The organism is Allocellulophaga tsushimaensis (assembly GCF_055383085.1).
The window spans coordinates 1,555,693-1,579,003 of the sequence record NZ_AP039451.1 but is presented as its reverse complement, the minus strand read 5'-3'; the positions used below and the strand labels follow the sequence as shown (position 1 = coordinate 1,579,003).

23 protein-coding genes are annotated in these 23,311 nt (G+C 31.4%); 9 read left to right on the top strand and 14 right to left on the bottom strand.

What is annotated here, in order from left to right; translation table 11 throughout:
* Window positions 1-815: 815 nt before the first annotated feature.
* The 3 genes from ACZ451_RS06855 to ACZ451_RS06845 form a co-directional block, all read right to left on the bottom strand.
* Entirely contained in the window at window positions 816-3,287 is a 2,472-nt protein-coding gene (locus tag ACZ451_RS06855; protein WP_464216371.1) for a ribonucleoside-diphosphate reductase subunit alpha, read from the bottom strand.
* A gap of 135 nt (window positions 3,288-3,422) precedes the next feature.
* Window positions 3,423-4,409: a ribonucleotide-diphosphate reductase subunit beta gene (locus ACZ451_RS06850; protein ID WP_464216370.1), complete on the bottom strand. Its 987-nt coding sequence runs from the start codon at window positions 4,407-4,409 to the stop codon at window positions 3,423-3,425.
* Window positions 4,410-5,372: 963 nt separating this feature from the next.
* The gene (locus ACZ451_RS06845) at window positions 5,373-5,507 is read right to left on the bottom strand and encodes a hypothetical protein (RefSeq protein ID WP_464216369.1); all 135 of its coding nucleotides are present in this window, start codon (window positions 5,505-5,507) and stop codon (window positions 5,373-5,375) included.
* Window positions 5,508-5,887: 380 nt separating this feature from the next.
* Between ACZ451_RS06845 and ACZ451_RS06840 the strand changes: the two genes are divergently transcribed.
* Both ACZ451_RS06840 and ACZ451_RS06835 read left to right on the top strand, forming a co-directional pair.
* Complete coding sequence (locus ACZ451_RS06840) at window positions 5,888-6,628, top strand: LytR/AlgR family response regulator transcription factor (RefSeq protein WP_464216368.1); 741 nt, start codon at window positions 5,888-5,890, stop codon at window positions 6,626-6,628.
* Window positions 6,629-6,632: 4 nt separating this feature from the next.
* Entirely contained in the window at window positions 6,633-8,612 is a 1,980-nt protein-coding gene (locus tag ACZ451_RS06835) for a tetratricopeptide repeat protein (RefSeq protein WP_464216366.1), read from the top strand.
* On the opposite strand, the gene ACZ451_RS06830 is transcribed toward ACZ451_RS06835, so the two are convergent.
* Window positions 8,605-9,174 (bottom strand): DUF3109 family protein, encoded by a 570-nt coding sequence (locus tag ACZ451_RS06830; RefSeq protein WP_464216365.1) that lies wholly within the window; start codon window positions 9,172-9,174, stop codon window positions 8,605-8,607. The genes ACZ451_RS06835 and ACZ451_RS06830 overlap by 8 nt on opposite strands.
* 116 nt (window positions 9,175-9,290) lie before the next feature.
* On the opposite strand from ACZ451_RS06830, the gene ACZ451_RS06825 reads away from it, so the two are divergent.
* Both ACZ451_RS06825 and ACZ451_RS06820 read left to right on the top strand, forming a co-directional pair.
* Entirely contained in the window at window positions 9,291-9,869 is a 579-nt protein-coding gene (locus tag ACZ451_RS06825) for a MarC family protein (protein WP_464216364.1), read from the top strand.
* Between the two features lie 28 nt (window positions 9,870-9,897).
* Entirely contained in the window at window positions 9,898-10,101 is a 204-nt protein-coding gene (locus ACZ451_RS06820) for a hypothetical protein (RefSeq protein WP_464216363.1), read from the top strand.
* Window position 10,102: 1 nt separating this feature from the next.
* Here the strand turns inward: ACZ451_RS06820 and ACZ451_RS06815 are convergent, their stop codons facing one another.
* The 4 genes from ACZ451_RS06815 to ACZ451_RS06800 all read right to left on the bottom strand — a co-directional run bounded on the left by ACZ451_RS06815 (window position 10,103) and on the right by ACZ451_RS06800 (window position 13,618).
* Complete coding sequence (locus tag ACZ451_RS06815) at window positions 10,103-11,728, bottom strand: S41 family peptidase (protein WP_464216362.1); 1,626 nt, start codon at window positions 11,726-11,728, stop codon at window positions 10,103-10,105.
* Window positions 11,729-11,758: 30 nt separating this feature from the next.
* Window positions 11,759-12,187: a deoxycytidylate deaminase gene (locus tag ACZ451_RS06810; RefSeq protein WP_464216360.1), complete on the bottom strand. Its 429-nt coding sequence runs from the start codon at window positions 12,185-12,187 to the stop codon at window positions 11,759-11,761.
* Window positions 12,188-12,286: 99 nt separating this feature from the next.
* Window positions 12,287-12,871, bottom strand: a complete 585-nt coding sequence (locus tag ACZ451_RS06805) for a HupE/UreJ family protein (protein ID WP_464216359.1) — start codon at window positions 12,869-12,871, stop codon at window positions 12,287-12,289.
* A gap of 12 nt (window positions 12,872-12,883) precedes the next feature.
* Window positions 12,884-13,618 (bottom strand): TerB family tellurite resistance protein, encoded by a 735-nt coding sequence (locus tag ACZ451_RS06800; protein WP_464216358.1) that lies wholly within the window; start codon window positions 13,616-13,618, stop codon window positions 12,884-12,886.
* Between the two features lie 132 nt (window positions 13,619-13,750).
* Here ACZ451_RS06800 and ACZ451_RS06795 point away from each other — a divergent pair, with 132 nt between their 5' ends.
* The 5 genes from ACZ451_RS06795 (at window position 13,751) to ACZ451_RS06775 (ending at window position 16,843) form a co-directional block, all read left to right on the top strand.
* The gene (locus ACZ451_RS06795; RefSeq protein WP_464216357.1) at window positions 13,751-14,161 is read left to right on the top strand and encodes a BrxA/BrxB family bacilliredoxin; all 411 of its coding nucleotides are present in this window, start codon (window positions 13,751-13,753) and stop codon (window positions 14,159-14,161) included.
* Between the two features lie 102 nt (window positions 14,162-14,263).
* Window positions 14,264-15,034: an alpha/beta hydrolase gene (locus tag ACZ451_RS06790; RefSeq protein WP_464216356.1), complete on the top strand. Its 771-nt coding sequence runs from the start codon at window positions 14,264-14,266 to the stop codon at window positions 15,032-15,034.
* Complete coding sequence (locus tag ACZ451_RS06785) at window positions 15,034-15,765, top strand: lysophospholipid acyltransferase family protein (protein WP_464216355.1); 732 nt, start codon at window positions 15,034-15,036, stop codon at window positions 15,763-15,765. Before ACZ451_RS06790 ends, ACZ451_RS06785 begins: the two co-directional genes overlap by 1 nt.
* Window positions 15,765-16,427: an HD domain-containing protein gene (locus tag ACZ451_RS06780; protein ID WP_464216354.1), complete on the top strand. Its 663-nt coding sequence runs from the start codon at window positions 15,765-15,767 to the stop codon at window positions 16,425-16,427. The genes ACZ451_RS06785 and ACZ451_RS06780 overlap by 1 nt, the downstream gene beginning before the upstream one ends.
* A gap of 74 nt (window positions 16,428-16,501) precedes the next feature.
* Window positions 16,502-16,843: an OmpA family protein gene (locus ACZ451_RS06775; protein ID WP_464216353.1), complete on the top strand. Its 342-nt coding sequence runs from the start codon at window positions 16,502-16,504 to the stop codon at window positions 16,841-16,843.
* A 29-nt stretch (window positions 16,844-16,872) separates the two neighbouring features.
* On the opposite strand, the gene ACZ451_RS06770 is transcribed toward ACZ451_RS06775, so the two are convergent.
* The 6 genes from ACZ451_RS06770 to ACZ451_RS06745 all read right to left on the bottom strand — a co-directional run bounded on the left by ACZ451_RS06770 (window position 16,873) and on the right by ACZ451_RS06745 (window position 23,195).
* Window positions 16,873-17,946 carry a PA0069 family radical SAM protein gene (locus ACZ451_RS06770; protein WP_464216352.1) on the bottom strand — a complete coding sequence of 358 codons (1,074 nt, stop codon included), beginning with the start codon at window positions 17,944-17,946 and terminating at the stop codon, window positions 16,873-16,875.
* A gap of 135 nt (window positions 17,947-18,081) precedes the next feature.
* Window positions 18,082-18,660 carry a hypothetical protein gene (locus ACZ451_RS06765; RefSeq protein WP_464216351.1) on the bottom strand — a complete coding sequence of 193 codons (579 nt, stop codon included), beginning with the start codon at window positions 18,658-18,660 and terminating at the stop codon, window positions 18,082-18,084.
* A 31-nt stretch (window positions 18,661-18,691) separates the two neighbouring features.
* Complete coding sequence (locus tag ACZ451_RS06760) at window positions 18,692-20,245, bottom strand: hypothetical protein (RefSeq protein WP_464216350.1); 1,554 nt, start codon at window positions 20,243-20,245, stop codon at window positions 18,692-18,694.
* Window positions 20,246-20,279: 34 nt separating this feature from the next.
* Window positions 20,280-21,056: an enoyl-CoA hydratase/isomerase family protein gene (locus tag ACZ451_RS06755; protein ID WP_464216349.1), complete on the bottom strand. Its 777-nt coding sequence runs from the start codon at window positions 21,054-21,056 to the stop codon at window positions 20,280-20,282.
* 60 nt (window positions 21,057-21,116) lie between these two features.
* Window positions 21,117-22,529, bottom strand: a complete 1,413-nt coding sequence (locus tag ACZ451_RS06750; RefSeq protein ID WP_464216906.1) for an ATP-binding protein — start codon at window positions 22,527-22,529, stop codon at window positions 21,117-21,119.
* A 111-nt stretch (window positions 22,530-22,640) separates the two neighbouring features.
* Window positions 22,641-23,195, bottom strand: a complete 555-nt coding sequence (locus ACZ451_RS06745; RefSeq protein ID WP_464216348.1) for a CopD family protein — start codon at window positions 23,193-23,195, stop codon at window positions 22,641-22,643.
* Between the last annotated feature and the right edge of the window lie 116 nt (window positions 23,196-23,311).

Genomic DNA, 23,311 nt, shown 5'->3' with positions numbered 1-23,311 from the left:
TAAAATAAAAAACAACATTATTCTAATCATAGTTACCCTTTAAAACGAAGAAAGCTCGGGAACCACCCCGAGCTTTTAATTTTGTTTCCGATAACCAGTCGGAAATAACTAAACCAAACTTATGAATTACTTTTCATATACCATTTTAGACGTAACTTTATGTATTGACTTACACTTACTTTAAAAAAAAGTAAAAAAACTTTTTAAAATAAAAAACAACACTATTCTAATCATATTTACCCTTTAAAACGAAGAAAGCTCGGGAACCACCCCGAGCTTTTAATTTTGTTTCCGATAACCAGTCGGAAATAACTAAACCAAACTTATAAACACTTAGGCGTAACTTTATTTATTTACTTACAATTCTAATGTGTTAAAATTATATTAAAGGGAAAAATTTAAGTAATGACCTTGATTTTATGCGACTACTTTTCAGGAAAAAAACAATTTATTTAGGCAAAAGTTGCTTTTTTTAGATTATTTAACATTTAAATAAGATCCAAAAGTAGTTTTTACAACGTATCTGTAGTAATATATTTTTTAAAGCGCCTCCAAATGGAAAATCATATCACATTTTTAATTTTATATATAGTGGCTTATATATCTTCAATAGTATTAAAGCCATATATTAAAAAATAAACTCTTCCAGAGGCAAGCTAATAGCCTTTTTTGAGAAACACATTTATAAGTTCTAGTGTTTATGCACTAGTAAGGAAAAAGTTTAAGTTATTTTTCCTTAAATGAAAATTATAAAAAAAGCATCAGAACTAATTCTGATGCTTTTTTTATGAAAATATATGATATAATATGCAGTTTTAAGACCCACACATTAAACAATCATCGTCTGCTTGCCCTTCTTTAGACCTAGCAATAAGTTCTTTCATCTCAGCGGCTGTCATTGGTTGCACATCATCTTCAGGAGTTGTATCTACTCTTATTTCTGTAGCATCAACAGGAGCTGGAGTTGCGGCTAATACTTCAGCCTCGGCAGCTATACTAACAGGAACTTCTTTTTTCTTTGTATTATCTAAAGTAAATTTAATAGCATCTACAGCTGCTTTTGTTCTTAAATAATACATTCCTGTTTTTAAACCGCTTTTCCAAGCATAAAAATGCATTGAGGTAAGCTTAGAGTAGTTAGCATTTTCCATAAATAGATTTAATGACTGACTTTGATCTATAAAATATCCTCTATGTCTAGACATATCAATAATATCTTTCATACTAAGCTCCCAAACTGTTTTATACAATTCTTTAATATCCTGAGGGATAATATCTATGTGTTGTATAGATCCGTTTGCTCTCATTAGTTCTTGTTTTAAACTTTCGTTCCATAAGCCAAGTTTTACAAGATCTTCTAACAGGTGTTTATTTACAACAATAAACTCTCCTGATAATACTCTTCTTGTGTATATATTAGACGTATAAGGTTCAAAACACTCATTATTCCCTAATATTTGAGAAGTAGATGCTGTTGGCATTGGGGCAACTAATAATGAGTTACGCACACCATTTTTCTTTACTTCTTTTCTTAATTTAGCCCAATCCCATCTACCGGAAAGCTCTTCGTCTTTAATTCCCCATAAATTGTGCTGAAAATCACCTTTAGAAATTGGAGAACCTTCATAAGAAGAATATACGCCTTCTTCTTTTGCCATCTCAGAAGAAGCTGTTACTGCTGCAAAATATAAAGTTTCAAAAATCTCTTGATTTAATGTCTTTGCCTCATCACTTGTAAAAGGCATACGCAACATAATAAATGCATCGGCTAAACCTTGTATTCCCAAACCAATAGGTCTATGGCGTAAATTAGAATTTTCAGCCTCTTTTACTGGGTAGTAATTACGATCTATAACTCTATTTAAGTTTTTAGTAACTCGCTTTGTTACTCTAAAAAGTTCATCATGATCAAACTTTCCGTTCTTAACAAACATTGGCAATGCAATAGACGCTAGGTTACAAACCGCTATTTCATCTGGAGAAGTGTACTCCATAATCTCAGTACATAAATTTGAAGAACGAATTGTTCCTAAATTTTTCTGATTACTCTTACGGTTTGCTGCATCTTTATACAACATATAAGGCGTACCTGTTTCTATTTGAGATTCTAAGATTTTCTCCCACAACTCACGTGCTTTTACTTTTTTACGACCTTTATTTTCAGCTTCATACTTTAAATATAAAGCATCAAATTCGTCACTATGTTTGTCAAAAAGGTTAGGGCATTCGTTAGGACACATTAAAGTCCAATCTTCATTTGCCTCTACTCTTTTCATAAACAAATCTGGAATCCACATGGCATAGAATAAATCACGTGCACGCATTTCTTCTTTACCATGATTCTTTTTTAAATCTAAAAAATCATAAATATCTGCATGCCATGGTTCTACGTATATTGCAAAACTTCCTTTACGTTTACCTCCTCCTTGATCTACATACCTAGCCGTATCATTGAATACTTTTAGCATTGGCACTATTCCATTAGAGGTTCCATTTGTACCTGCTATATAAGAACCGGTAGCTCTTACATTATGTATAGAAAGTCCTATACCTCCAGCAGATTGTGATATCTTGGCTGTACTCTTTAAAGTATCATAAATTCCATCAATACTGTCATCTTTCATTGCTAAAAGAAAACAAGAAGACATTTGAGGTTTAGGCGTACCAGAATTAAATAGTGTTGGCGTAGCATGCGTAAAATACTTTTTAGACATCAACTCATATGTTTCTATAGCGGCGTCTAAATCGTTTAAATGTATTCCAACAGCAACACGCATTAACATATGTTGAGGGCGCTCAGCTATTTCTCCATTTAATTTCAATAAATATGAACGCTCTAATGTTTTAAAACCAAAATAATCGTAGCCAAAATCACGGTTATATATTATAGTAGAGTCTAAAGCATCTGCATTTTCTACAATTACATTATAAACTTCATCTGATAATAATGGAGCTTTTTTACCAGTTCTTGGATTTACATATTCATATAAATCTTTCATCGTTTCTGAAAACGATTTTTTGGTATTCTTATGTAAGTTAGATACGGAAATACGTGCAGCTAGCTTTGCAAAATCTGGATGTGTAGTAGTCATTGTTGCTGCAATTTCTGCTGCTAGATTATCTAGTTCAGAAGTTGTAACACCATCATAGAGACCTTCAATAACACGCATAGAAACTTTTATAGGATCTACCCTTTCATTAAGTCCGTAACATAACTTACGAACTCTTGCCGTTATTTTGTCAAACATAATCGGCTCTTTTCTTCCGTCTCTTTTTAATACATACATATAGCTACTATTTTTTTGTTAATAATATTGTTAGTCAGTTGGTTTGGCTTACAATCCTTTTATAGGATGTAAGTCATAGAAAATTATATTGTAATGTTTTAGATTTAAAATCTAAAAAAGTAATTTTGGTATAATTTAAAAATCAGCATCAAAGCTAATTTTTTGAGAATCGCCGTCTTTATCATTGTTTAAGACACCCGCTTTTTGGTATTCTGCAACTCTTTTTTCAAAGAAATTTGTTTTCCCTTGTAAAGAGATCATATCCATAAAATCAAAAGGATTTGTTGTATTGTACTCTTTTTCACAACCTAATTCTACCAATAAACGATCTGTTACAAACTCCAGATACTGCGTCATTAATTTAGAATTCATACCAATAAGACTCACTGGTAAGGATTCTGTAATAAACTCTCTTTCTATATTCAAAGCATCTACTAATATTTCTCTAATACGCTCTTTAGAAACAGGATTTATAAGGTGGTTTTGATGTAAATGAACGGCATAATCACAATGCATTCCTTCATCTCTAGAGATTAATTCGTTAGAAAAAGTAAGACCTGGCATTAAACCTCTTTTTTTCAACCAAAAAATAGAACAAAAAGCACCTGAAAAGAAAATACCTTCTACAGCTGCAAAAGCAATTAAACGTTCTGCAAAACTTGGAGAATCTATCCATTTTAAAGCCCAATCTGCTTTTTTCTTAATCGCAGGAAAGTTTTCTATTGCTTTAAATAAAATGCCTTTTTCTTTTTCATCTTTTACATAGGTATCTATTAATAAAGAATAAGTTTCTGAATGGATATTTTCCATCATGATTTGAAAACCGTAGAAAAATTTAGCTTCTGCATATTGTACTTCACTCACAAAATTCTCTGCCAAATTTTCATTTACGATACCATCAGAAGCAGCAAAAAATGCTAATATGTGTTTAATGAAATAACGTTCATCTTCACTTAACTTATTATTCCAATCATTTATGTCTTCACCAAGATCTATTTCTTCAGCAGTCCAAAAACAAGCTTCACATTTTTTATACCATTCCCACAAATCATCATGCTTAATAGGAAATATTACAAATCTGTCTTCGTTTTCTGCTAAAATAGGCTCTACTGCTGTTGACATAGTATTTATATTGTTTTGAGAGTGAAAATTAACTGTTTATAGGGTCAACAAAGATTGCAAAAAAGCATCAGTTAATAAAGCTTGTTTTACGTTTTGATATACAAAGTTTTTAACATCGGTTGTTGACATCTAGGTTCAGCAGTTATGTTTGTTGCCTTTGAGATAAAATAATATTTTGTTTAACTTTTAAACAGAAAAGATTAAACCAAAAAGTATGTTTTTTTATACTTTTTGGTTTAATTTTAATAGTTGAAAATACTTGGTTTTTAAAAGTTAAAGATTTTAACGATCAATTTGCAATACTGTCAAACCATGTAACTCATACGATATCTATTTTCGGAATTGTTAGTTAAAAAACTATTCAGTTTAGGAAGTTCCCCCCGAAACCTAAAAACTAAATAAAAGGGTTTCCCCAGTTGTTTAATAATAACAATCATCGTTGGGTTGTAAAAACAACAATGTACATTCTAATTCTTAATGCACACCAATAGAGTTACACTTTATAGGTTTGACAGATTCTTTGATTGCAAATTTTTATTTGGGGAGTATTTGTTCAATGCTGACGGTCAGACCAGCGTTACAAAAATAAATAATTTATACACATTCAAAAACTATTTTCTATCAAAACATTGATTATCAGAAAATTACTAAAAAAACAAGCTATTTGTTAAAGTTTTCTTTGTGTTACTCCTTTTTTGTTGAATTTAATTGAATTAAATTCTTTACAAATGTTAATTTTTTTCTTACAAATTTTAATTAAAGTTATGTTTACATCATTTTATATTTTCTAATTTAATATTTACCAGCATTAAAGTCGCTTTTAAGTATTTCAACAATACAATAAATTTTATTGAATCCTTACAATAAACTCTATACATCTATTTTTTACTTAAACTGTAACATCTTAATCTAGGATAAATTATAAATAGGTTTCTAAACAGTGTGCCAGAAAAGTACTTATTTTTAAGATTGTGGTGTTTTGTTTAGCGCAACTTGGTCTAAGTCTTTACTCTCCTTTACAGCATTTGTATTGTCTGTTAAAACAGCTACAGTTAAAAGCAAAATAAAAATAACAAGTAAAATAAACGATTTTTGCATGGTTTAGGTTTTTAAGTTAAAAAGTGTACTTCTCATTTAATACTGAGTTTTCAGATTATAAGGGAGAACTTCTTTAATTTAAAAATTGGTTTTATATAATAATTTAATATCTTTTCTGGATAATTCTATATCTTGAGCTCGAAATTAGAAGAAAAGTGAGTCTTTTTATAAATTGATGTATAAATGGATACTAATATTGTATAAATGGCAAAAGACTAAAAATCTTAGGTATTTTATACAAGTAACCAACTAAAGTATTCAGGAATATATTTACTAGTTTTCTTGCTATATATGTAATTTGCACTTAAAAATATGCCATTTACACATCTCAATAATTAAAAAATACTTATTACCACTAATTTTAAAAATATTTAATTTTTATGTTAGAAGCCATATTAGTAGATGATGAAGCAAAAGCGATACAAAGTTTATCGTGGGAATTAACCAATTTTAGTGATGAAATTATGGTTGTGTCATCTTTTACAAATCCCGTTGAAGCCCTAAGTTATTTAAATAAGAGTGAAAATACACCTGATTGTCTTTTTTTAGATATTGAAATGCCAACAATGGACGGTTTTCAATTTATTCAGAAATTAGAAAATAAAGATTTCCCAGTTATTATCACCACAGCTTACAATCAATATGCTATTAAAGCACTTAAGCATGAGGCAATAGATTACCTTTTAAAACCCATAGATAGTGATGATTTAACGGATACCATTGCAAAAATAAAAAAGCACAATGCTAGAAATTATACTGCTGACAAATTAGAAAAAGCACTCGGCAATTTAAATACGAATTCACTTCAAAAAAAAATCACGATTAATACTGATGGAAAACTTGTTTTCTTGGAAAATGATGAGATTCTTTATGCTGAATCTGACGGTAACTATAGCACCTTATACTTAGTTAATAATCAAAAAATAGTACTTACTAAAAAATTAAAAGAAGTTAACGAATTGCTACCAAAAGAGAGCTTCTTTAGAATTCATAATTCATACATTATCAACATCAATAAGATTAAAGAATTTTTAAAAACAGATGGATATGTAGTTTTACAATCGAATCATAAAATACCTGTTTCTCGTCAGAAAAAATCTGATTTTCTAGATTTATTATAAATGTATGCACTGCCTAAAAGAAAACCAAACTTACTTTATTTCATTAGGTTGCTGTTTAGCTTTAACTAAAAAAGCGATATTACTTTTTCTACTTTTATTTTCTTTTATAGGTTCTTCACAGGAGATAAGTTCTCATTTTAAAAATGCTACAGATAGTCTTTTACGAATAGCTCCTGAAAAATATGCCGATTTAGATGCTGTGTTAAGACCACATAGGAGAGATACTATTTACATGCGTTATTTTATTAATCAGGCTAAGAAAAAAGACTATCTACATGGGCAGGCATATGCATTAAACCAACTAGGAACAAAATACCGTAATATTTCGCTATACCATAAAGCTATAGATTTACATAATGAAGCATTACAAGCTGCTATAAAAGCCGAAAATATAGAGTTGCGTGTGTTTAGTCTTAACATGCTTAGCGTTGTTTACAGAAGAATGGATGCTATAAAAACAGCGTTAGATTATGCGCAAGAAGCATTAGAATTAGCAGAGACTGTACAAATACCAACACGAGGATTAAAAAGAAGCATTAATGTATCATTAAATGGCATTGGAAATATATACCAAACCTTAAAACAATACAGTTTAGCCATAACGCAATATAAAAAATCATTACTGTTAGAGGCCGAATTAAATAATCAGCTGGGGTTAGCTATTAATAACCAGAACATAGGAGAATGTTTTGAACTAATCGGAAAATTAGATACTGCTTTATCCTATTACAAAACATCATTAACACATAATGATGCAATTAACAATGATAAGGGGCGTGTTTTCTGTAATAATAGTATTGCGCAAGTTTATATAAAGCAAGGTAAACCTCAACTGGCACTAGATATTTTAGTGCCTACTCTAGAAAAATCTATAACCTTAGGTGATGTATTTGCAACATCTCCTATTTATATAAATCTAGGTTGCGCGCAAATGGAACTCAACCAACTTAAAGCTTCAAAAGAAAATATTTCTAAAGGTATTGCTCTTTCGCAAAAACATAATTTAAAAATGTTTTCTGTTTTAGGCTACAAACATCTAGCCACACTTTCTTCTAAAAGAAAAGACTTTGAAAGCGCTTTAGAATATTATACAAAAGCCAAAAAAATAGAGGAAGACGTTACGGATGAGACTAACTTAAGGTATGTAAACGATATTATTTTTAAATACGATGCCGAAAAGAAAAATAACCAAATTGAAGTTCTTGCCAAAGAAAACGAAATTGTAAAATTAAAATTAAAAAGAAACGAAAATACAATACTAGTAAGTGCTTTAGGTTTAGCGCTTTTATTTTTATTTCTATATATCCTGTATCGCCAATTTCAACTAAAAAACGAAAAGAAATTATTGACTTTAGAGCAAAGTATGTTGCGTAGCCAAATGAATCCTCATTTTTTGTTTAATTCCCTTAATTCCATCAAACTTTATATTATTAATAATGAGAAGAAAAATGCGGTATACTATTTAAATAAGTTTTCTAAGTTGGTTCGTAAAATACTAGAAGCTTCCTCTGTAAAAGAAATATCATTAGCAGAAGAATTAGAAACGGTAGAACTTTATATGAACATAGAGAACATACGTTTTTCTAATGAAATAGATTTTGAAGTAATTATAGAAAATGATATTGATGCAAACAATATTAAAATACCTTCTTTAATATTACAACCATTTTTAGAAAACTCATTATGGCATGGATTATCTTCAAAAACAGGAGACAAGAAAATTAAAATCATTATTAAAAAAGAAAATCCGTTTTTTACAGATATTTATATTACTGATAACGGAATAGGCAGAGCTGCTGCCGAAGTAATTAAGCAAAATAAGGTATTAAAAAGAAAATCTATTGGAATTGAAATTACAAAAGAACGCCTTGCTAATTTCTCTAAAGATTATCAAAACTCTTTTGAAGTAGAAATGATTGATTTACATGATGCGGACCATAACCCTAGTGGTACAACAGTACTCTTACACATCCCAACTATTTAGAGATTTCTGAAGCTACTTGTTCTAATTCTGAATACCATTTTTCTCCAAATTTACGCACCAAAGCTTCTTTTACAAATTTATAAATAGGCACTTGCAATTCTTTTCCTAAGGAACAGGCTGGGTCACAAATTTCCCATTTATGGTAGTTTACTGCTGTAAATTCTGTGTATTCTCTAGTTCTTATAGGGTACAAATGGCAAGAAACTGGTTTTTTCCATGTTGTAGCACCTGCATTATAAGCCTCTTCTAATCCACATTTTGCAATTCCCTTGTCCGAGAAAACAACGTAAGCACATTCACTTTCGTTCACTAAAGGTGTTTCCCATTCGCCATCTTCACCTTTTATAAATGCTCCTTGCGCTTCAATCGCAGCAATACCTTCTGGTCTTAAAAATGGTTTTACATCGCGGTAAATATCTACTAAAATTTCTGTTTCATTATCATCAAGGGGGGCTCCTGCATTACCATCTACACAGCAAGCCCCTTCACAAGCTGTAAGGTTACAAACAAAATCGTTTTCAATAATCTCTTCTGATATTAGTGTTTTTCCAATCTGAAACATAATGATACGCTTAAGCCTAACAAAGATACTTTATAGGAACTTTACAAGACATTTATTTTTTTAAAATGATTTCATGTTTCATTTAAAACGTAAATTTGTATTGAAATTACTTTACTATGGAATTCCATTTTAATTTTAAAGAAATAATTACTGCAACTATGATTCTTTTTGCAGTAATTGATATTCTTGGTAGTATTCCTATTATTATAGGCTTGCGTAAAAAAGTAGGACACATACAATCCGAAAAGGCATCTATTGTTGCTGCTCTTATTATGATTACCTTCCTATTTGTTGGTGAACAAATTTTAAATTTAATTGGCATTGATGTTTATTCATTTGCTGTGGCAGGTTCTTTTGTAATTTTTTTCTTGGCCATAGAAATGGTATTAGGCATAACTTTATATAAAGATGATGAACCAGAAAGTGCCTCTATTGTTCCTATTGCTTTTCCTTTAATTGCTGGTGCTGGTACAATGACCTCTATTTTAGCTTTGCGTGCAGAATATTATGTTGAAAATATTATTGTAGCCATTATAGCTAATGTTACCTTTGTGTATGTGGTTCTTAAACTATCTAACAAAATAGAAAAGCTACTAGGAAAAGCTGGTGTAAGTGTTATTAGAAAGGTTTTTGGCGTTATATTATTGGCTATTGCTGTAAAACTATTTGCTGCTAATATTAATCAACTCTTTTAGTTTAAAGTTGCAAAAAACAAATTGTATTATGAATAAGACCGTAAATATCATTTTAATTATAGTTGCAATAGCTTTAATTGCCTATAATACTACTTTACTTAATTTTAATGATTTACTTGAGGGTGATAGTATTATCGCACTCATAGGCATTGTAGCCTCTGCATGTGCAATTGTGATTTTACTAATTTTTATCGCTTCAAAAAAAGTACAAAAGAAAATAGAAGAAGAATAAGCTATTCTATTTTTTCTAATGCTTTAAGTGCTGGGTTATCTAACTCTAAAACTTTACGGATCATAATATCATTCTCGCTTTTTATTTTAGCTTGTAAATTAGGGCTAAACAACTGCTCTGCTAATGCAGATTTTATGTAAATCTTAATTTCTTTTTCATAATCATAATATGGTAAGTGAGAAATTCCAGCACCGTTTCCACTTTCCATCCAAGTGATAAATTTTTCAAAAAGAATATCATCTGCTCTAAAATCATTTAAAAATTCTTCTTGAGCATATCCCTGATATAGTGTTCTATCTTCCTCTAGGTGATAAAATGCAAAACGAGACATTGCTAATTCTAAAGAATTAATGAGTTCTTGTTCATAACTCCCTATAGGAACAAAAACATCTGGAATAATACCTCCACCGCCATAAACAACTTTCCCTTTTGGAGTTGTAAATTTTAAGGAATCTGCAACTTTTATACTATCAACAGAGCCTAGTTCTCCATTTTGGTAACGTTCTGTAAATTTTTTATAGTAGTCTTTATTATTTCCTTTTTTATACTCTTTTTGAATAGATCTTCCTGTAGGCGTATAATATCTAGAAATAGTTAAACGTACGGCAGAACCGTCACCTAATTCCATTTCTCTTTGCACCAAACCTTTTCCAAAAGAACGCCTTCCTACAATGGTACCCACATCATTATCTTGCAACGCTCCTGCAATAATTTCACTGGCAGAGGCAGAACGCTCATTAATCATTACATAAATAGGTTTATCTTCAAAAGCACCTTTACTGGTAGCAAACATTTTGTCTATTTCTCCTCTTTTATTTTTGGTGAATAGGATAAGTTTTCCGTCTTCTAAAAATTCATCTGCCATTTCTTCGGCAACTCCTAAATACCCTCCAGGATTATCTCTTAAATCTAATGCTAATTTTTTTGCCCCTTGTTTTTGTAAGGCTGTTAAGGCCTTTTTAAACTCTTTATAGGTAGACTCTGCAAACCTGTTTACTTTTATATACCCAAGCGTATTGGTTAACATATAATACGCATCTACACTTTTTATAGGAATTGCACCTCTTTTTATAGTAACATCAAAGGTTCTATCTTCTTGTTTTCGGTATACTTTAAGTTTTACTTCGGTTCCTTGTTTTCCTTTTAGCTTATCTATAATAACCTCACTAGGCATCTGGTTACCAAAAAGCGTATCATTATCTGCTATTAAAATACGGTCTCCTGCTTTTATTCCTTTATCATAACTTGGACCATCTTTTATGGTTCTCACTACAGCAATGGTATCTTTTTCCATAAAAAAACTAATCCCAATACCTACAAAATCTCCTTTCATACTTTCGGATACTCTGGTCATATCTTTTTTAGGAATATAAACGGAATGCGGGTCTAGCTTATCTAGGATATTATTTACGGCAACATCTACAATACTATCCGTATTAATATCATCTACATACTCGTAATCTATATAATCTATAAGTCTGTTTAATTTATCTTTTTTAGAGTTTGTATTTGATGTAAAAAGTTTTTCTGGCGTATCTGTAAAGTGAAGTTTACCTCCAATAAAAATACCAATAGCCAGCGTAGCTGCTAAAATGGTAGGCCATAAATAATTATTATTTTTCTTCATTGGTTTTAGCTGTATCTAAACTTTTAAAAACTATTCAATTTCTGATAAATGTAATAACGCTACACCAGCATTTTTAAGGAATTTTAATCCTGAGTCATCTTTGTATGCATTTTTATAAACAACACGTTTTATGCCAGACTGGTAAATGAGCTTACTACATTCTTTACAAGGTGATAATGTAATGTATAAAGTTGCACCATCACAAGACTGTGTAGAGGAGGCTACTTTAGATAAGGCGTTAGCTTCTGCATGCAAAACATACCATTTTGTATTTCCTTCTTCATCTTCGCAATCATTTTCAAAACCTGTTGGGGTACCATTATACCCATCAGAAATAATCATCCTATCTTTTACTACTATTGCGCCTACCTGTTTTCGAGTACAAAAAGATAACTTACCCCATTCTGTAGCCATTCTTAAATAGGCCTTATCATATTTTCTTTGCTTAACCTCTTTCATGAAATGTCTAAAAGTGATTATAATTTGTCTTACAACTTACTAAGATACCTGCTTTAACTAAGCCTCACAACCTATTATAGGTTAATTTTAAGTGAAAACCTAAAAAGGATACGTATTTATAAGTAATGGAATTGTAATTAATATAATAAGTATCGTACCAGCAATAACAAAATAATGATGTGCTGTTGCTATTGTTTCTTTATAACCATAAGCTAAAAGAAGTACTACCAAAACAATAAGCATCTGAGACAACTCTATACCCGTTGCAAAACCAAGTAAAGGTGTAATTTGTTCCTCTTCTCCCATCATTAATATTTTAAAATAGTTGGAAAAGCCAAAACCATGAATAAGCCCAAAAAAAGTGGTTGACAAAAGATACCATAACATATTTACTTGTTCTGCAGCTTTTTTAAAGTATACCAGATTAAAAATTGCAGTACATAAAATGCTAATTGGGATTAAAAATTCAATAAAAGGAATAGCAACTGTTACAATTTTATAGGTAGATAGTACTAAAGAGGCGCAATGTGCTATGGTAAAAACACTTGCTAACAATACTACTTTTTTCCAATTTTTAAAAGTAAAAGGCAATACCATTGCTACTAAAAACAATATATGATCATAAGCTGTTATATCTAACACATGTTTAAAACCCATTTCTATATAAAACCAAAAAGTATCCATAATACGCAACGGTTAAAGCCCTCTTTCTTTTTGTATGGTTTCGTAAGCTTTTTGTACTTCTTTAAATTTTTCTTCAGCACCTCTTTTTATGGCCTCATTTTCAGTATTTACTCGGTCTGGATGGTATTTTTTTGCCATATTCCGATATGCTTTTTTTACTTCATCATTAGAAGCTGTTTTTTCTATTTCTAAAATCTTATAAGCAGTATCAGCAGACTTAATAAACATCGCCATAATACTTTCAAAATCTGTTTTACCAATTCTAAAATACCCTGCGATTTCCTTTAATTTCATTATTTCTGCAGCACTTACATGCCCATCTGCTTGTGCAATACCAAATAAAAAATGTATGAGTTGTAGGCGTACTTCGTAACGGGTACGTACATTCATAAAAGTACAAATACGCTCTGCAGAAATCTCTCGCTTTTTTACAACTTCGTTAAAAGTTCTAAAAATAGCATTTGCTTTTTCTTTCCCATACGTGCTTACAAAATATTGCCGTACATAATCCATTTCGGATTTACTTACCTTACCATCTGCTTTTATAACTAAAGAGCATAACGACAATAAGTTTAGCTCAAAATCTGCTGGAGATACTTTTTGTTGCATTACATCAGTAACTATCTTTTTAAAACCTCCAGATTTACTTTTAAAACTATCAATAATACTACCAATTAAAAAACCAATAATAGCGCCTGGATATTTATAAAAAGAAAGGCCAATGATAGCTGCAATCCATTTTATCATATTAAAAATAATTTTTTCAAAGATATCATTTTCACATACAAAAGATACATTAACGAAAAGTTAAGATCTAAAACAGATATACAACAAATTAGCTATATTTGTTATCTTATAAGAATTTTAAAAAAATTGAATATGTATCCTGCAGAATTAGTAAAACCAATGAGAGAAGACCTAGCATCTGCTGGTTTTCAAGAATTACATACAGCCGAAGCGGTAGAAAAGGCAGTTGCTGCTGAGGGCACAACATTAGTAGTTGTAAATTCCGTTTGCGGATGTGCTGCCGCTAATGCAAGACCTGCTGCAAAATTTAGTTTAACAAACAGCAAAAAACCAGACCATATTGTTACTGTTTTTGCTGGTGTAGATACAGAAGCTGTTGATAAAGCACGTAGTTTAATGATTCCTTTTCCGCCTTCTTCTCCAAGTATGGCATTGTTTAAAGATGGGGAATTAGTGCATATGATAGAACGCCATCATATAGAAGGAAGACCTGCAGAAATGATTGCAGAAAATTTAATGGAAGCTTACAACGAGTTTTGTTAATGACTTTATCTTAAAAAATTAAATTTAAAACCACTTCTATATGAAGTGGTTTTTTATTTTTGTAAAGTGTTCTATAAAATACGCCTCTAAAATTACGTAAGCATGACACATAGCAATCGTATTCTAATTTTACTCTTTTCTTTTTTTGCTTTTAATGCGCTTAGATCGCAACCTAAAATCGCTAGCAAAAAAGATATTTATGTTATTGTTCATGGCGCATGGGGTGGCGGTTGGGCTTTTAAAACAGTTGATTCTTTATTAACCAGTAAAAATGCTATGGTATACAGGCCTACTTTAACGGGGCAAGGAGAGAGGGCTCATTTAGCTTCTCCAAACATAGGCTTACAAACACATATAGATGATATTGTAAATACCATTCTTTTTGAAGATTTGTATCAGGTTATACTAGTAGGACATAGTTATGGTGGAATTGTTATTACTGGAGTAGCTAATAGTATTCCTAACAGAATACAAAAACTAATTTATTTAGACGCTGTTGTTCCTAGAGATAATGAAAGTGGTGAAACAATACTAGGTGTTATGGGTGGAGGACAAATGAAAGAGGTAAACGGAGGTATTGTTCCACCATGGGTTAAGGAAGGGACACCACCTCCAAAAGATGTTCCACATCCTAAAAAAACATGGACAGACAAAATAGTCCTCGAAAATAAAGATCGATTAAAAATTTCTACTAGTTATATTTTTACAGTAGAGAAAGGTACAAATCCTAAAGATGACGGATTTGCAACACAAGCGGCAAGAGCCAAAGAAAACGGCTGGTCCGTTACGCAAATAGAAGGCGATCATAACATGCAATGGTCTAATCCGGAAAAACTAGTTGAAACACTTTTAAAAGTCGTAAAAGAGAAGTAATGCAAAAAATACTCGCCTATCCATTAAGTGCTCTATACCTATTCTCTTTTGGGCTATCTCTTGTTATTTTTCATCCCATACAATGGCTTTGTCTTAATGTATTTGGCTACGAAGCACATAAAAAAAGTGTTTCTTTTTTAAATTGGTTTCTTATTAGAGCTACGCATTGGCTGGGCACTACTTATTCATTTAACAACCCACATACAATACCTACAGACAGACCTCTAATTATAGTTTTAAATCATCAAAGCATGCACGATATTCCGCCTATAGTATGGTGGATGCGAAAACATCATCCAAAATTTGTCAGTAAAAAAGAATTAGGGAAAGGCTACCCTAGCGTTTCATATAACCTTAGACATGGGGGCTCTGTTTTAATAGATAGAAAAGATGGCAAGCAAGCTTTAGGAGAAATTATGAAGCTAGGGAAGTATATTGAAAAACATAAGCGTAGTGCAGTAATTTTCCCAGAAGGAACACGCAGTAGAACGGGGCATCCAAAAAAATTTCAACCCACTGGGCTTAAAGTTTTACTAAAAACTGCACCTTCTGCATTAATTGTACCCATAAGCATCAATAACTCTTGGAAAATGCTGAAATATGGAAAATTCCCTAATGGTATTGGAAATAGGTTGACTTTTGATGTACACCAACCCATAGAAAATACTGGAAATCCAGACGAATTAATTGCAAAAGCAGAAGCATTAGTTACTGCAGGAATAAAAGTATAATGAGTACTACTATCCTTATTAAAAAAACAATAGCCTTTGTAAAAGAAACTTTAAAAGGTGCCGAAGGTGGTCATGATTGGTTTCATATAGAACGTGTTTACAATAATGCAAAATACATTGCGCAAACAGAAGCTGTAGATCTTAATATTGTTCTGCTTGGGGCGCTTTTACATGATATTGCTGATGCAAAATTCCATGATGGAGACGAAACGATTGGCCCTAAGTTAGCTACCGAATTTTTAGAAGCGAATGCTGTAGATAAATCAACCATAGAACATGTTGTACATATTATTAACCATATTTCTTTTAAAGCCAGCCTAGAGGTAAATGGTAAAAAATTCTATTCTAAAGAATTAGCGGTAGTACAAGATGCAGACAGATTAGATGCTATTGGTGCTATTGGTATTGCCCGTACCTTTAATTACGGCGGGTTTAAAAACAGGGAATTGTATAACCCGGAAATTCCGCCTAATCTACATATGACTAAAGAAGAGTATAAAAAGTCTACTGCCCCTACTATTAATCATTTTTATGAAAAACTACTGCTCCTTAAAGAAAAGATGAACACGGATACGGGTAGAAAATTAGCCGAAGAGCGTCATCAATTTATGCTTACTTTTTTAGAGCAGTTTTATAATGAGTGGAAGCCTTCTAATTTTTAAAAATGAACAGATTTGTAAAATTAATAGCCTTTTTAATATTTTATTTTTGTGTAAACTTTATTTTCTGTCAAGATATGATTGTTAAGACAATTTATTTTGGAAGTAATAGCTATAAATTAAACCAAAAAGGTAAAAAAACAATTGATGAAATTGCTGAAATATTATCTTCTTCTAATGTTACATACCTTAAAATATTTGGGTTTGCTTCTCCAAGTGGCCCAAAAGAGAATAACTTTAAGCTCTCTAAAAAAAGGGCATATGAAGTCTATAATGCACTTAATCTAAAGAAAAAAATTGATGAATCTAAATTTTACATGACTTGGCTAGGTGAATCTTCTGATACATATAGTTTACATTTTAAACAAGCTCATAAACAAAATAGATGCGTTGACATATTGATTTTTATTGGAAAATAAATATCTACTGAAATAATATATTTAAACCTTTAAAACAACTTCATTTGCCCATCTTTATATTGCTCGTGTAATTTAGTATTTAGCTTGGGAAAGTTTTTATCTTTAAAATACGTATGCCTTGCTAAACGTACGGTATCATGAATATAACTTGCTATTTTACCTTCTCCACGAGTTCTAATCCCAAATCTACTATCATTTAAGTTCCCATCATGGCAGTCGGCTATTTGGTTTAAAACCTTATCGGCTTTATCTGGTAGTGTTTTTTTAATCCAATCGGTAAAAACTTGTCCTATGGCACCATTTAAACGAACAACTGTGAAAGCAAAAGACAAGGCTCCATTATTGGATACTGCTTTGGCTAAATTTAAAATCTCATGACTATTAATCCCCGGTATTATTGGGGCTAACATAGCATTTACTGGAATTTTATTTTCTGATAAGATTCGTATAGTTTCCAAACGTTTTTTAATCGTTGTAGTTCTTGGTTCTAGGATTCTTCTGGTTTCTTCAGAAAGTGATGTTACGGATACATTTACACCAATTAGTCCGTCTTTTGTAAGTGCTTTTAAAAGGTCTAAATCTCTTAAAATTAATGCATTTTTAGTAATAATCCCTACGGGATGTTTGTATTTTAAAAAGACTTCTAAACAGGCTCTTGTAATTTTAAACTCTTGCTCAGCAGGTTGATAACAATCTGTATTACCTGATAGTACTATGGTATTTGCCACCCATTTTTTACTTTTTAATTTGGCTTCTAATAATTGCGGAGCTGTTTTTTTAATTAATATTTTTCGTTCAAAATCTAAGCCAGCACTATAACCCCAAAATTCATGTGTATTACGGGCATAGCAATAAATACATCCATGCTCACAACCTTGGTACGGGTTCATAGAAAAACCCATTCCAATATCCGGACTTGTAACTTTATTTACAATAGTTTTTGGAAAAATAGGAATGTATTGCGTTTTGTTTTTATCTGCAATTTCGCCTTCTATACGGCAAAACTCTAAAAAATCTGCTCTAGTTTCATATAAATGTTCTAGAAATTTATTAGGTGTATTTTGTTGTGCTCCTCGCCCTTTTATATAGTTTTTAGATTTCATTTATTGGATTTAATCCAAATTTATGGAATAAATCCTTTTAAAGACTGTTAATAAAATATATTTATACTCTTTTAACAGTTTATAACTCTTAAAAGATAAGTAGAGTAATTTGTTAAAGGCTTTAACAAGAAATCGTTATTTCCTTAGATATATTTCTAAAGCATCACTTTTTTTAAAGGCATAGGCTAAAGACTTTCCTTGAAAAGATTTTTCTGGTTTATGATTTACTAGTGAAAATACCTGAGGCAAGTGTAATCCCCAAGAGCCAGATTTTTGAGTATCTCCAGCCTGCAAAGCCACTACATGTCCATAGGTGTTAGAAGTATCAATAACCAAAACCAAAGCACCTTTTTTAGCATGTGTAACTGCTTTATCTATATTATCTTGGTTGGTTGCCACACCTAATTTTTCCCAAGATTTGTTTCTAATAACTATAGATTGAATGCTATCATAAATTTTGTACTCTCCGTTAGCATTTTTAAACTCCTCTAATTCATAGGTTTCACTTATAAACTTGGTAAACGCATTTCTACAGGTTAATCTTTCAGCACTTGCTTGCTTGCACTCCTGAAATTTTGAAATAACACTGTTTAATATCTTGGCAGATGGCAATACTTTTTTTTTACTTTCTGTACTTTCCTTGGTTGTATTGTCTTCTTTACAAGAAACTAAAACAATAATACAGCTTAGTATTGCTAAAATTACTTTCCTCATGTTTACGATAAGTCTTATATTGTTTATTTGCTTAGAAAGATACTTTTACCAGTTGCTTACCAGAGCCTCTTTTAGCGTAAAACAATAAATAATCATTGGCTTTGTCTATTAAGGGTATAGAAACCATTAGAGGAAGGCGAGATTCTTTATCGTCAATTAGCTTCTTATAGATCATTTGCCCGTCTTTATCTAACTGTAAAACAAAAACGTTTCTATTTCTACTAAAACCTTGTCTAAATACAATACGTTCTCCACTAATTTGTTGCGGCTCTTCACTAGCAGTACTAATAAAAAAATAGGTATTACCACCTTTGTTATAAGTACTGTAAGACGTATATGCTGCATCTCCTTGAGTTACTTCAGATTTATTAATATTACGTACCCAATCTAAATCTCCAGTAGCGCTTAATTTTGCGCTTACAATATCATTATAATGGTATCTAAAAATCTTTACTCGAGCTCCAGAAGGGTCTGTTTGGAAACTAGAAGTTGCAAAATACTCTTCGGCATTAAACAGAATTTCTTTATTTTCATTCACCTCAACTCCTTTAAAAATGAGGTTTTTAATTTCTTTATCTTCATCACTCCCAAATTTATCTATCATAAATTGATTGGAAAAGTCGTGATATTTTTTATCATTAATGGTAAAAGAATTCCTGTTCATACTAAAATATACAATACCATTATAACGGTTATCTTTTCGGTTTGCAAAAAAACCAAGGCAAACTAATGTATTATCATCATAGACCAAAGGCGTTAATGCTTCAGGAATTTTTCCTGGATCTGCAAAAATCTGAGTTTGTATACCATCATTTGTTACTTTTATCAACTCATACTGAAATCTACGCTCACCCGTTTTAAACCTTTTTTGTTTAAAGTAGGCTTTTGCTGTAATATAAATTTCTTTTTGATCTTTAGACATGGCTAAATTCTCAAAAGCATAGTTTTTTGTTTCTACTTCTTTAGAAAAATCTTGACGCATAATTTCCTTTAAAGAGGCATCAAAAACATGAATAAAGTGCTGATTGCTCTTTCCTTTTTTAAAGTGTGCACTGATGGTAAAAGCAGAACGTTCTTTATTAAAAAGTACGGTAGTAGAAAAACCAGATCCAAAATTTCTATTGTAATAATTACGATCTATAGGTTCGTTTACTTCTACAGAAGCGATGCTTAATATTTTTTTCTGTGTAAAATTAAATTCGGTACAGGGGCTGGTATGTACTACATATTCATAACTAGATTTAAAATAATTATACTCTAAGAAAAGTAAGTTTACTTGTCCATTTTTTACAAATGCATCTACATAATTAGCGCCTTTTAACTTATAATTATAATCGTTTATAAGTTCTAAATCTTTATTATAATGTTCTATATAGTAGCCTTTGGGTTTAATAAAAACGCCTCCATAATAGGCTCTAACAATAACAGTACCGCCATTATCATCTTTCTCAATAGTTAAAACATTAGAGTATTTATAACGGTCTTTGTATTTTTCTCCTATTTTATATGAAATTGGAATTTCTTGTGCTTTTGCTAGGCTAAAAAGCATTACAAATGCTAGAAGTAGTATGTTTTTAGTAGTCATAAAAGTAGGTTTTAATAGCTATATACTATGGTTTTTACTGAAAATTGGCTTTTCGTTTTTCTAAAAAAGCTGTTGTTCCTTCTTTAAAATCTGCGGTTCCAAAGCAATTTCCAAAAGCTTCTATTTCGGTTTGATAACCATTTACAGTATTGTTAAAACCAGCATTTATAGATTTTATTGCATAATTTATAGCAGAAGCCGAATTATTCGATATCCTGCCTGCTAATTTATACGCTAAAGGCAATAATTCTTCTTGTGGCACCACATAATTCACCAATCCATGCGATAGTGCTCTTTCAGCAGTTATCATCCCAGCTGTCATTACCATTTCCATAGCAATACCTTTACCAACCAATTGTGGTAGGCGCTGCGTACCACCATAGCCAGGAATCACTCCTAGAGAAACTTCTGGAAGTCCCATTTTTGCGGTATCACTAGCTATTCTAAAATGACAAGCCATAGCCAATTCCAATCCGCCTCCTAAAGCAAAACCATTTACAGCAGCAATAACGGGTGTAGGAAGGTTTTCTACAAAGTTAAATAGCAGTTCTTGCCCTTTTGCTGCCAGTTGAGCCCCTTCATTTACAGAAAAATCCGAAAACTCAGCAATATCCGCCCCAGCTACAAAAGCTTTTTCACCACTGCCTGTAATTACAATAACTTTAACTCCTGCATCAGTATCTAAATGAGTAAAGGCTTCATGAAGCTCTTGTATGGTTTCACGATTTAAGGCATTTAATTTTTTAGGCCTATTTATAGTAATTGTAGCCAAATGACCCTCATTGGTAATTAGTAAATTAGTAAACTCCATTTATAATCTAATTTTATATTTTAAAGTTATAACCTATTTTTTGAACTTTTTATGCAATTCTTATTTTTCAGCTTTAGGAAATAAAACCGTAAATACAGTACCTTTTCCTGGCTGAGACGTAAATGTAATGCTACCCTTATAATTTTCTACAATAGCTTTCACCATTCCCAAACCTAATCCCATTCCGCTTGTTTTAGTAGTAAATTTGGGTTCAAATATTTTGTCTTTGTTTTCATCTGTTATCCCTACTCCATTGTCTGCCACAGCTATTTTAACATCATCCCCTTCTGAGGTTATGGTCACTAGGATTTTTGGCGAGGGTACTTCTGGAACCGCTTGTATGGCATTTTTTACCAAATTTGTTACTACGCGGATTAATTGCGTACGGTCTAATCTAGCGATAATCTCTTCTTCGTCTGCAATAAAATGGATGTAATTTTCATTAAAAATATCAATACCTAACTTTACAATTTTCACCACATTAAGAGTTTCTTTTTGTTGTGCCGGCATTTCAGCAAAATTAGAGAACGCAGACGCAATACTACTCATTGTATCTATCTGTTGGATTAAGGTATTAGAATACTCTGCTACTTTCGTTTTAATATTAGGGTCTGTAGTATCAAATTTACGCTCAAAACTTTGTACGCTTAGCCGCATAGGAGTAAGTGGGTTTTTAATTTCATGCGCTACTTGCTTTGCCATTTCTCGCCACGCCTGTTCGCGCTCACTCCGTGCTAATTTTACTGCACTTGCTTCTAACTCATCAATCATATCATTGTAAGCATCAATCAGTTTTCCAATTTCTTCACTTGGGTTTTCAATACTAATTTTCTGGTTTCGTTTGGTTAAATCGGTCTGGTTCATCTTATCGGAAATGGTCTGTAATGAGCGGGTTATGTATTTAGAAATTACATAAGCCAGTGCAATTGCAATAAGAAGCATTAAAAGGTAAACACCCCCTAAACGCCATAAAAATTCCCCTAGTTCTTTTTCGTTAAAAGAATTATCCTCAAAATAAGGAAGGTTTAGGATCCCTATGGGTTTAAACTTACTATCTGTAATATAAGTATAGGAAGCTTGGTATTTATCTCCTGCAGTAGATTTTTGTTCTAAGAATCGTTTATCTAAACTAGATTCTAAATTATTCAACACTTCTGGTGGCAGGCATCTTGAAATAGAATCGTTTGTAAATTTTGGCCTAGAACTTTTAATTAGCTGCCCCTCTAAATCATAAATATTAAAATTTACATTTAAGACATTTGCAATCTCATAAATTTCGTCTTTAAAAATTAGCCTTAGATTTTCCGTTGTTTCTGGGTAGGTTGTTCTTTCTAAGGTATATTCTATATTCTTTTTTATCTGTTGTTCTTTGCGCTCAAGCTTATACTCATGATAATCTTTAGATTGTTCTCCGTATTGATAAATGGTTACCCCTGCAATTAATACAGATGCAATAATTACCAATAAAATCATGGAAACAAAAATGCGAGAACGGAGTGAAAATTTCTGAAACAAAAGTGCTTAATTTAGAATTAAAGATAACAATTATCAGGCCAATTGTAGACTTCTATATACTCTAAATTTCTAAGCATTGGGATTTTTAGCTCTTATCTTTTTATATAATCGAATGCCTAGCATCAATACAATAGCCAAAGAAAAAATACTCAGTACGCCGTATAACCAGTCAATAGTATTTCTTTTGAGTATTACTAAAAAGATTACCGCAAAGAGGATAATACTGGCAACTTCGTTCCAAATGCGCATGTATCTAGAGCTATACTTCACAATATCTTGCTGCAATTGCTTAAAAATAAGATGATTTCTAAGATGATATAAGATTAGAAGCCCTACAAAGCCTAATTTTACCTGCATCCATGTTAACTTTACTAAAGAAGGGTTTATATATAGTAACGCTAGTGCAAAAAAAGTTGCTAAAATAGCAGAAGGCCATGTAATAATATACCATAGTCTTTTGGCCATTAGTTTTAATTGTGCACTAAGTATTTCTTTGTCTGGCGAAGGTTTTTGTGAAGCTTCTATATGGTAAATAAATAAACGCGGAATATAAAAAAGTCCTGCAAACCAAGTGATTACAAAAATAAGATGCAATGCTTTTATATGTTGGTAATACTCTGCCATTATGGTTTATATAATACATTTTAAATGCAAAGATAGGGATCAGAATTAGGCAGAAAACCTCTTTTAAGTATTTTCTTTTTATAGCTGATCTACAACTTGATATTTTAAAATTAAAA

Coding starts and splice junctions, on each gene's coding strand:
- ACZ451_RS06855 (WP_464216371.1), bottom strand. CDS start 3,287: ATGTATGTATTAAAAAGAGACGGAAGAAAAGAGCCGATTATGTTTGAC.
- ACZ451_RS06850 (WP_464216370.1), bottom strand. CDS start 4,409: ATGTCAACAGCAGTAGAGCCTATTTTAGCAGAAAACGAAGACAGATTT.
- ACZ451_RS06845 (WP_464216369.1), bottom strand. CDS start 5,507: ATGCAAAAATCGTTTATTTTACTTGTTATTTTTATTTTGCTTTTAACT.
- ACZ451_RS06840 (WP_464216368.1), top strand. CDS start 5,888: ATGTTAGAAGCCATATTAGTAGATGATGAAGCAAAAGCGATACAAAGT.
- ACZ451_RS06835 (WP_464216366.1), top strand. CDS start 6,633: ATGCACTGCCTAAAAGAAAACCAAACTTACTTTATTTCATTAGGTTGC.
- ACZ451_RS06830 (WP_464216365.1), bottom strand. CDS start 9,174: ATGTTTCAGATTGGAAAAACACTAATATCAGAAGAGATTATTGAAAAC.
- ACZ451_RS06825 (WP_464216364.1), top strand. CDS start 9,291: ATGGAATTCCATTTTAATTTTAAAGAAATAATTACTGCAACTATGATT.
- ACZ451_RS06820 (WP_464216363.1), top strand. CDS start 9,898: ATGAATAAGACCGTAAATATCATTTTAATTATAGTTGCAATAGCTTTA.
- ACZ451_RS06815 (WP_464216362.1), bottom strand. CDS start 11,728: ATGAAGAAAAATAATAATTATTTATGGCCTACCATTTTAGCAGCTACG.
- ACZ451_RS06810 (WP_464216360.1), bottom strand. CDS start 12,187: ATGAAAGAGGTTAAGCAAAGAAAATATGATAAGGCCTATTTAAGAATG.
- ACZ451_RS06805 (WP_464216359.1), bottom strand. CDS start 12,871: ATGGATACTTTTTGGTTTTATATAGAAATGGGTTTTAAACATGTGTTA.
- ACZ451_RS06800 (WP_464216358.1), bottom strand. CDS start 13,618: ATGATAAAATGGATTGCAGCTATCATTGGCCTTTCTTTTTATAAATAT.
- ACZ451_RS06795 (WP_464216357.1), top strand. CDS start 13,751: ATGTATCCTGCAGAATTAGTAAAACCAATGAGAGAAGACCTAGCATCT.
- ACZ451_RS06790 (WP_464216356.1), top strand. CDS start 14,264: ATGACACATAGCAATCGTATTCTAATTTTACTCTTTTCTTTTTTTGCT.
- ACZ451_RS06785 (WP_464216355.1), top strand. CDS start 15,034: ATGCAAAAAATACTCGCCTATCCATTAAGTGCTCTATACCTATTCTCT.
- ACZ451_RS06780 (WP_464216354.1), top strand. CDS start 15,765: ATGAGTACTACTATCCTTATTAAAAAAACAATAGCCTTTGTAAAAGAA.
- ACZ451_RS06775 (WP_464216353.1), top strand. CDS start 16,502: ATGATTGTTAAGACAATTTATTTTGGAAGTAATAGCTATAAATTAAAC.
- ACZ451_RS06770 (WP_464216352.1), bottom strand. CDS start 17,946: ATGAAATCTAAAAACTATATAAAAGGGCGAGGAGCACAACAAAATACA.
- ACZ451_RS06765 (WP_464216351.1), bottom strand. CDS start 18,660: ATGAGGAAAGTAATTTTAGCAATACTAAGCTGTATTATTGTTTTAGTT.
- ACZ451_RS06760 (WP_464216350.1), bottom strand. CDS start 20,245: ATGACTACTAAAAACATACTACTTCTAGCATTTGTAATGCTTTTTAGC.
- ACZ451_RS06755 (WP_464216349.1), bottom strand. CDS start 21,056: ATGGAGTTTACTAATTTACTAATTACCAATGAGGGTCATTTGGCTACA.
- ACZ451_RS06750 (WP_464216906.1), bottom strand. CDS start 22,529: ATGATTTTATTGGTAATTATTGCATCTGTATTAATTGCAGGGGTAACC.
- ACZ451_RS06745 (WP_464216348.1), bottom strand. CDS start 23,195: ATGGCAGAGTATTACCAACATATAAAAGCATTGCATCTTATTTTTGTA.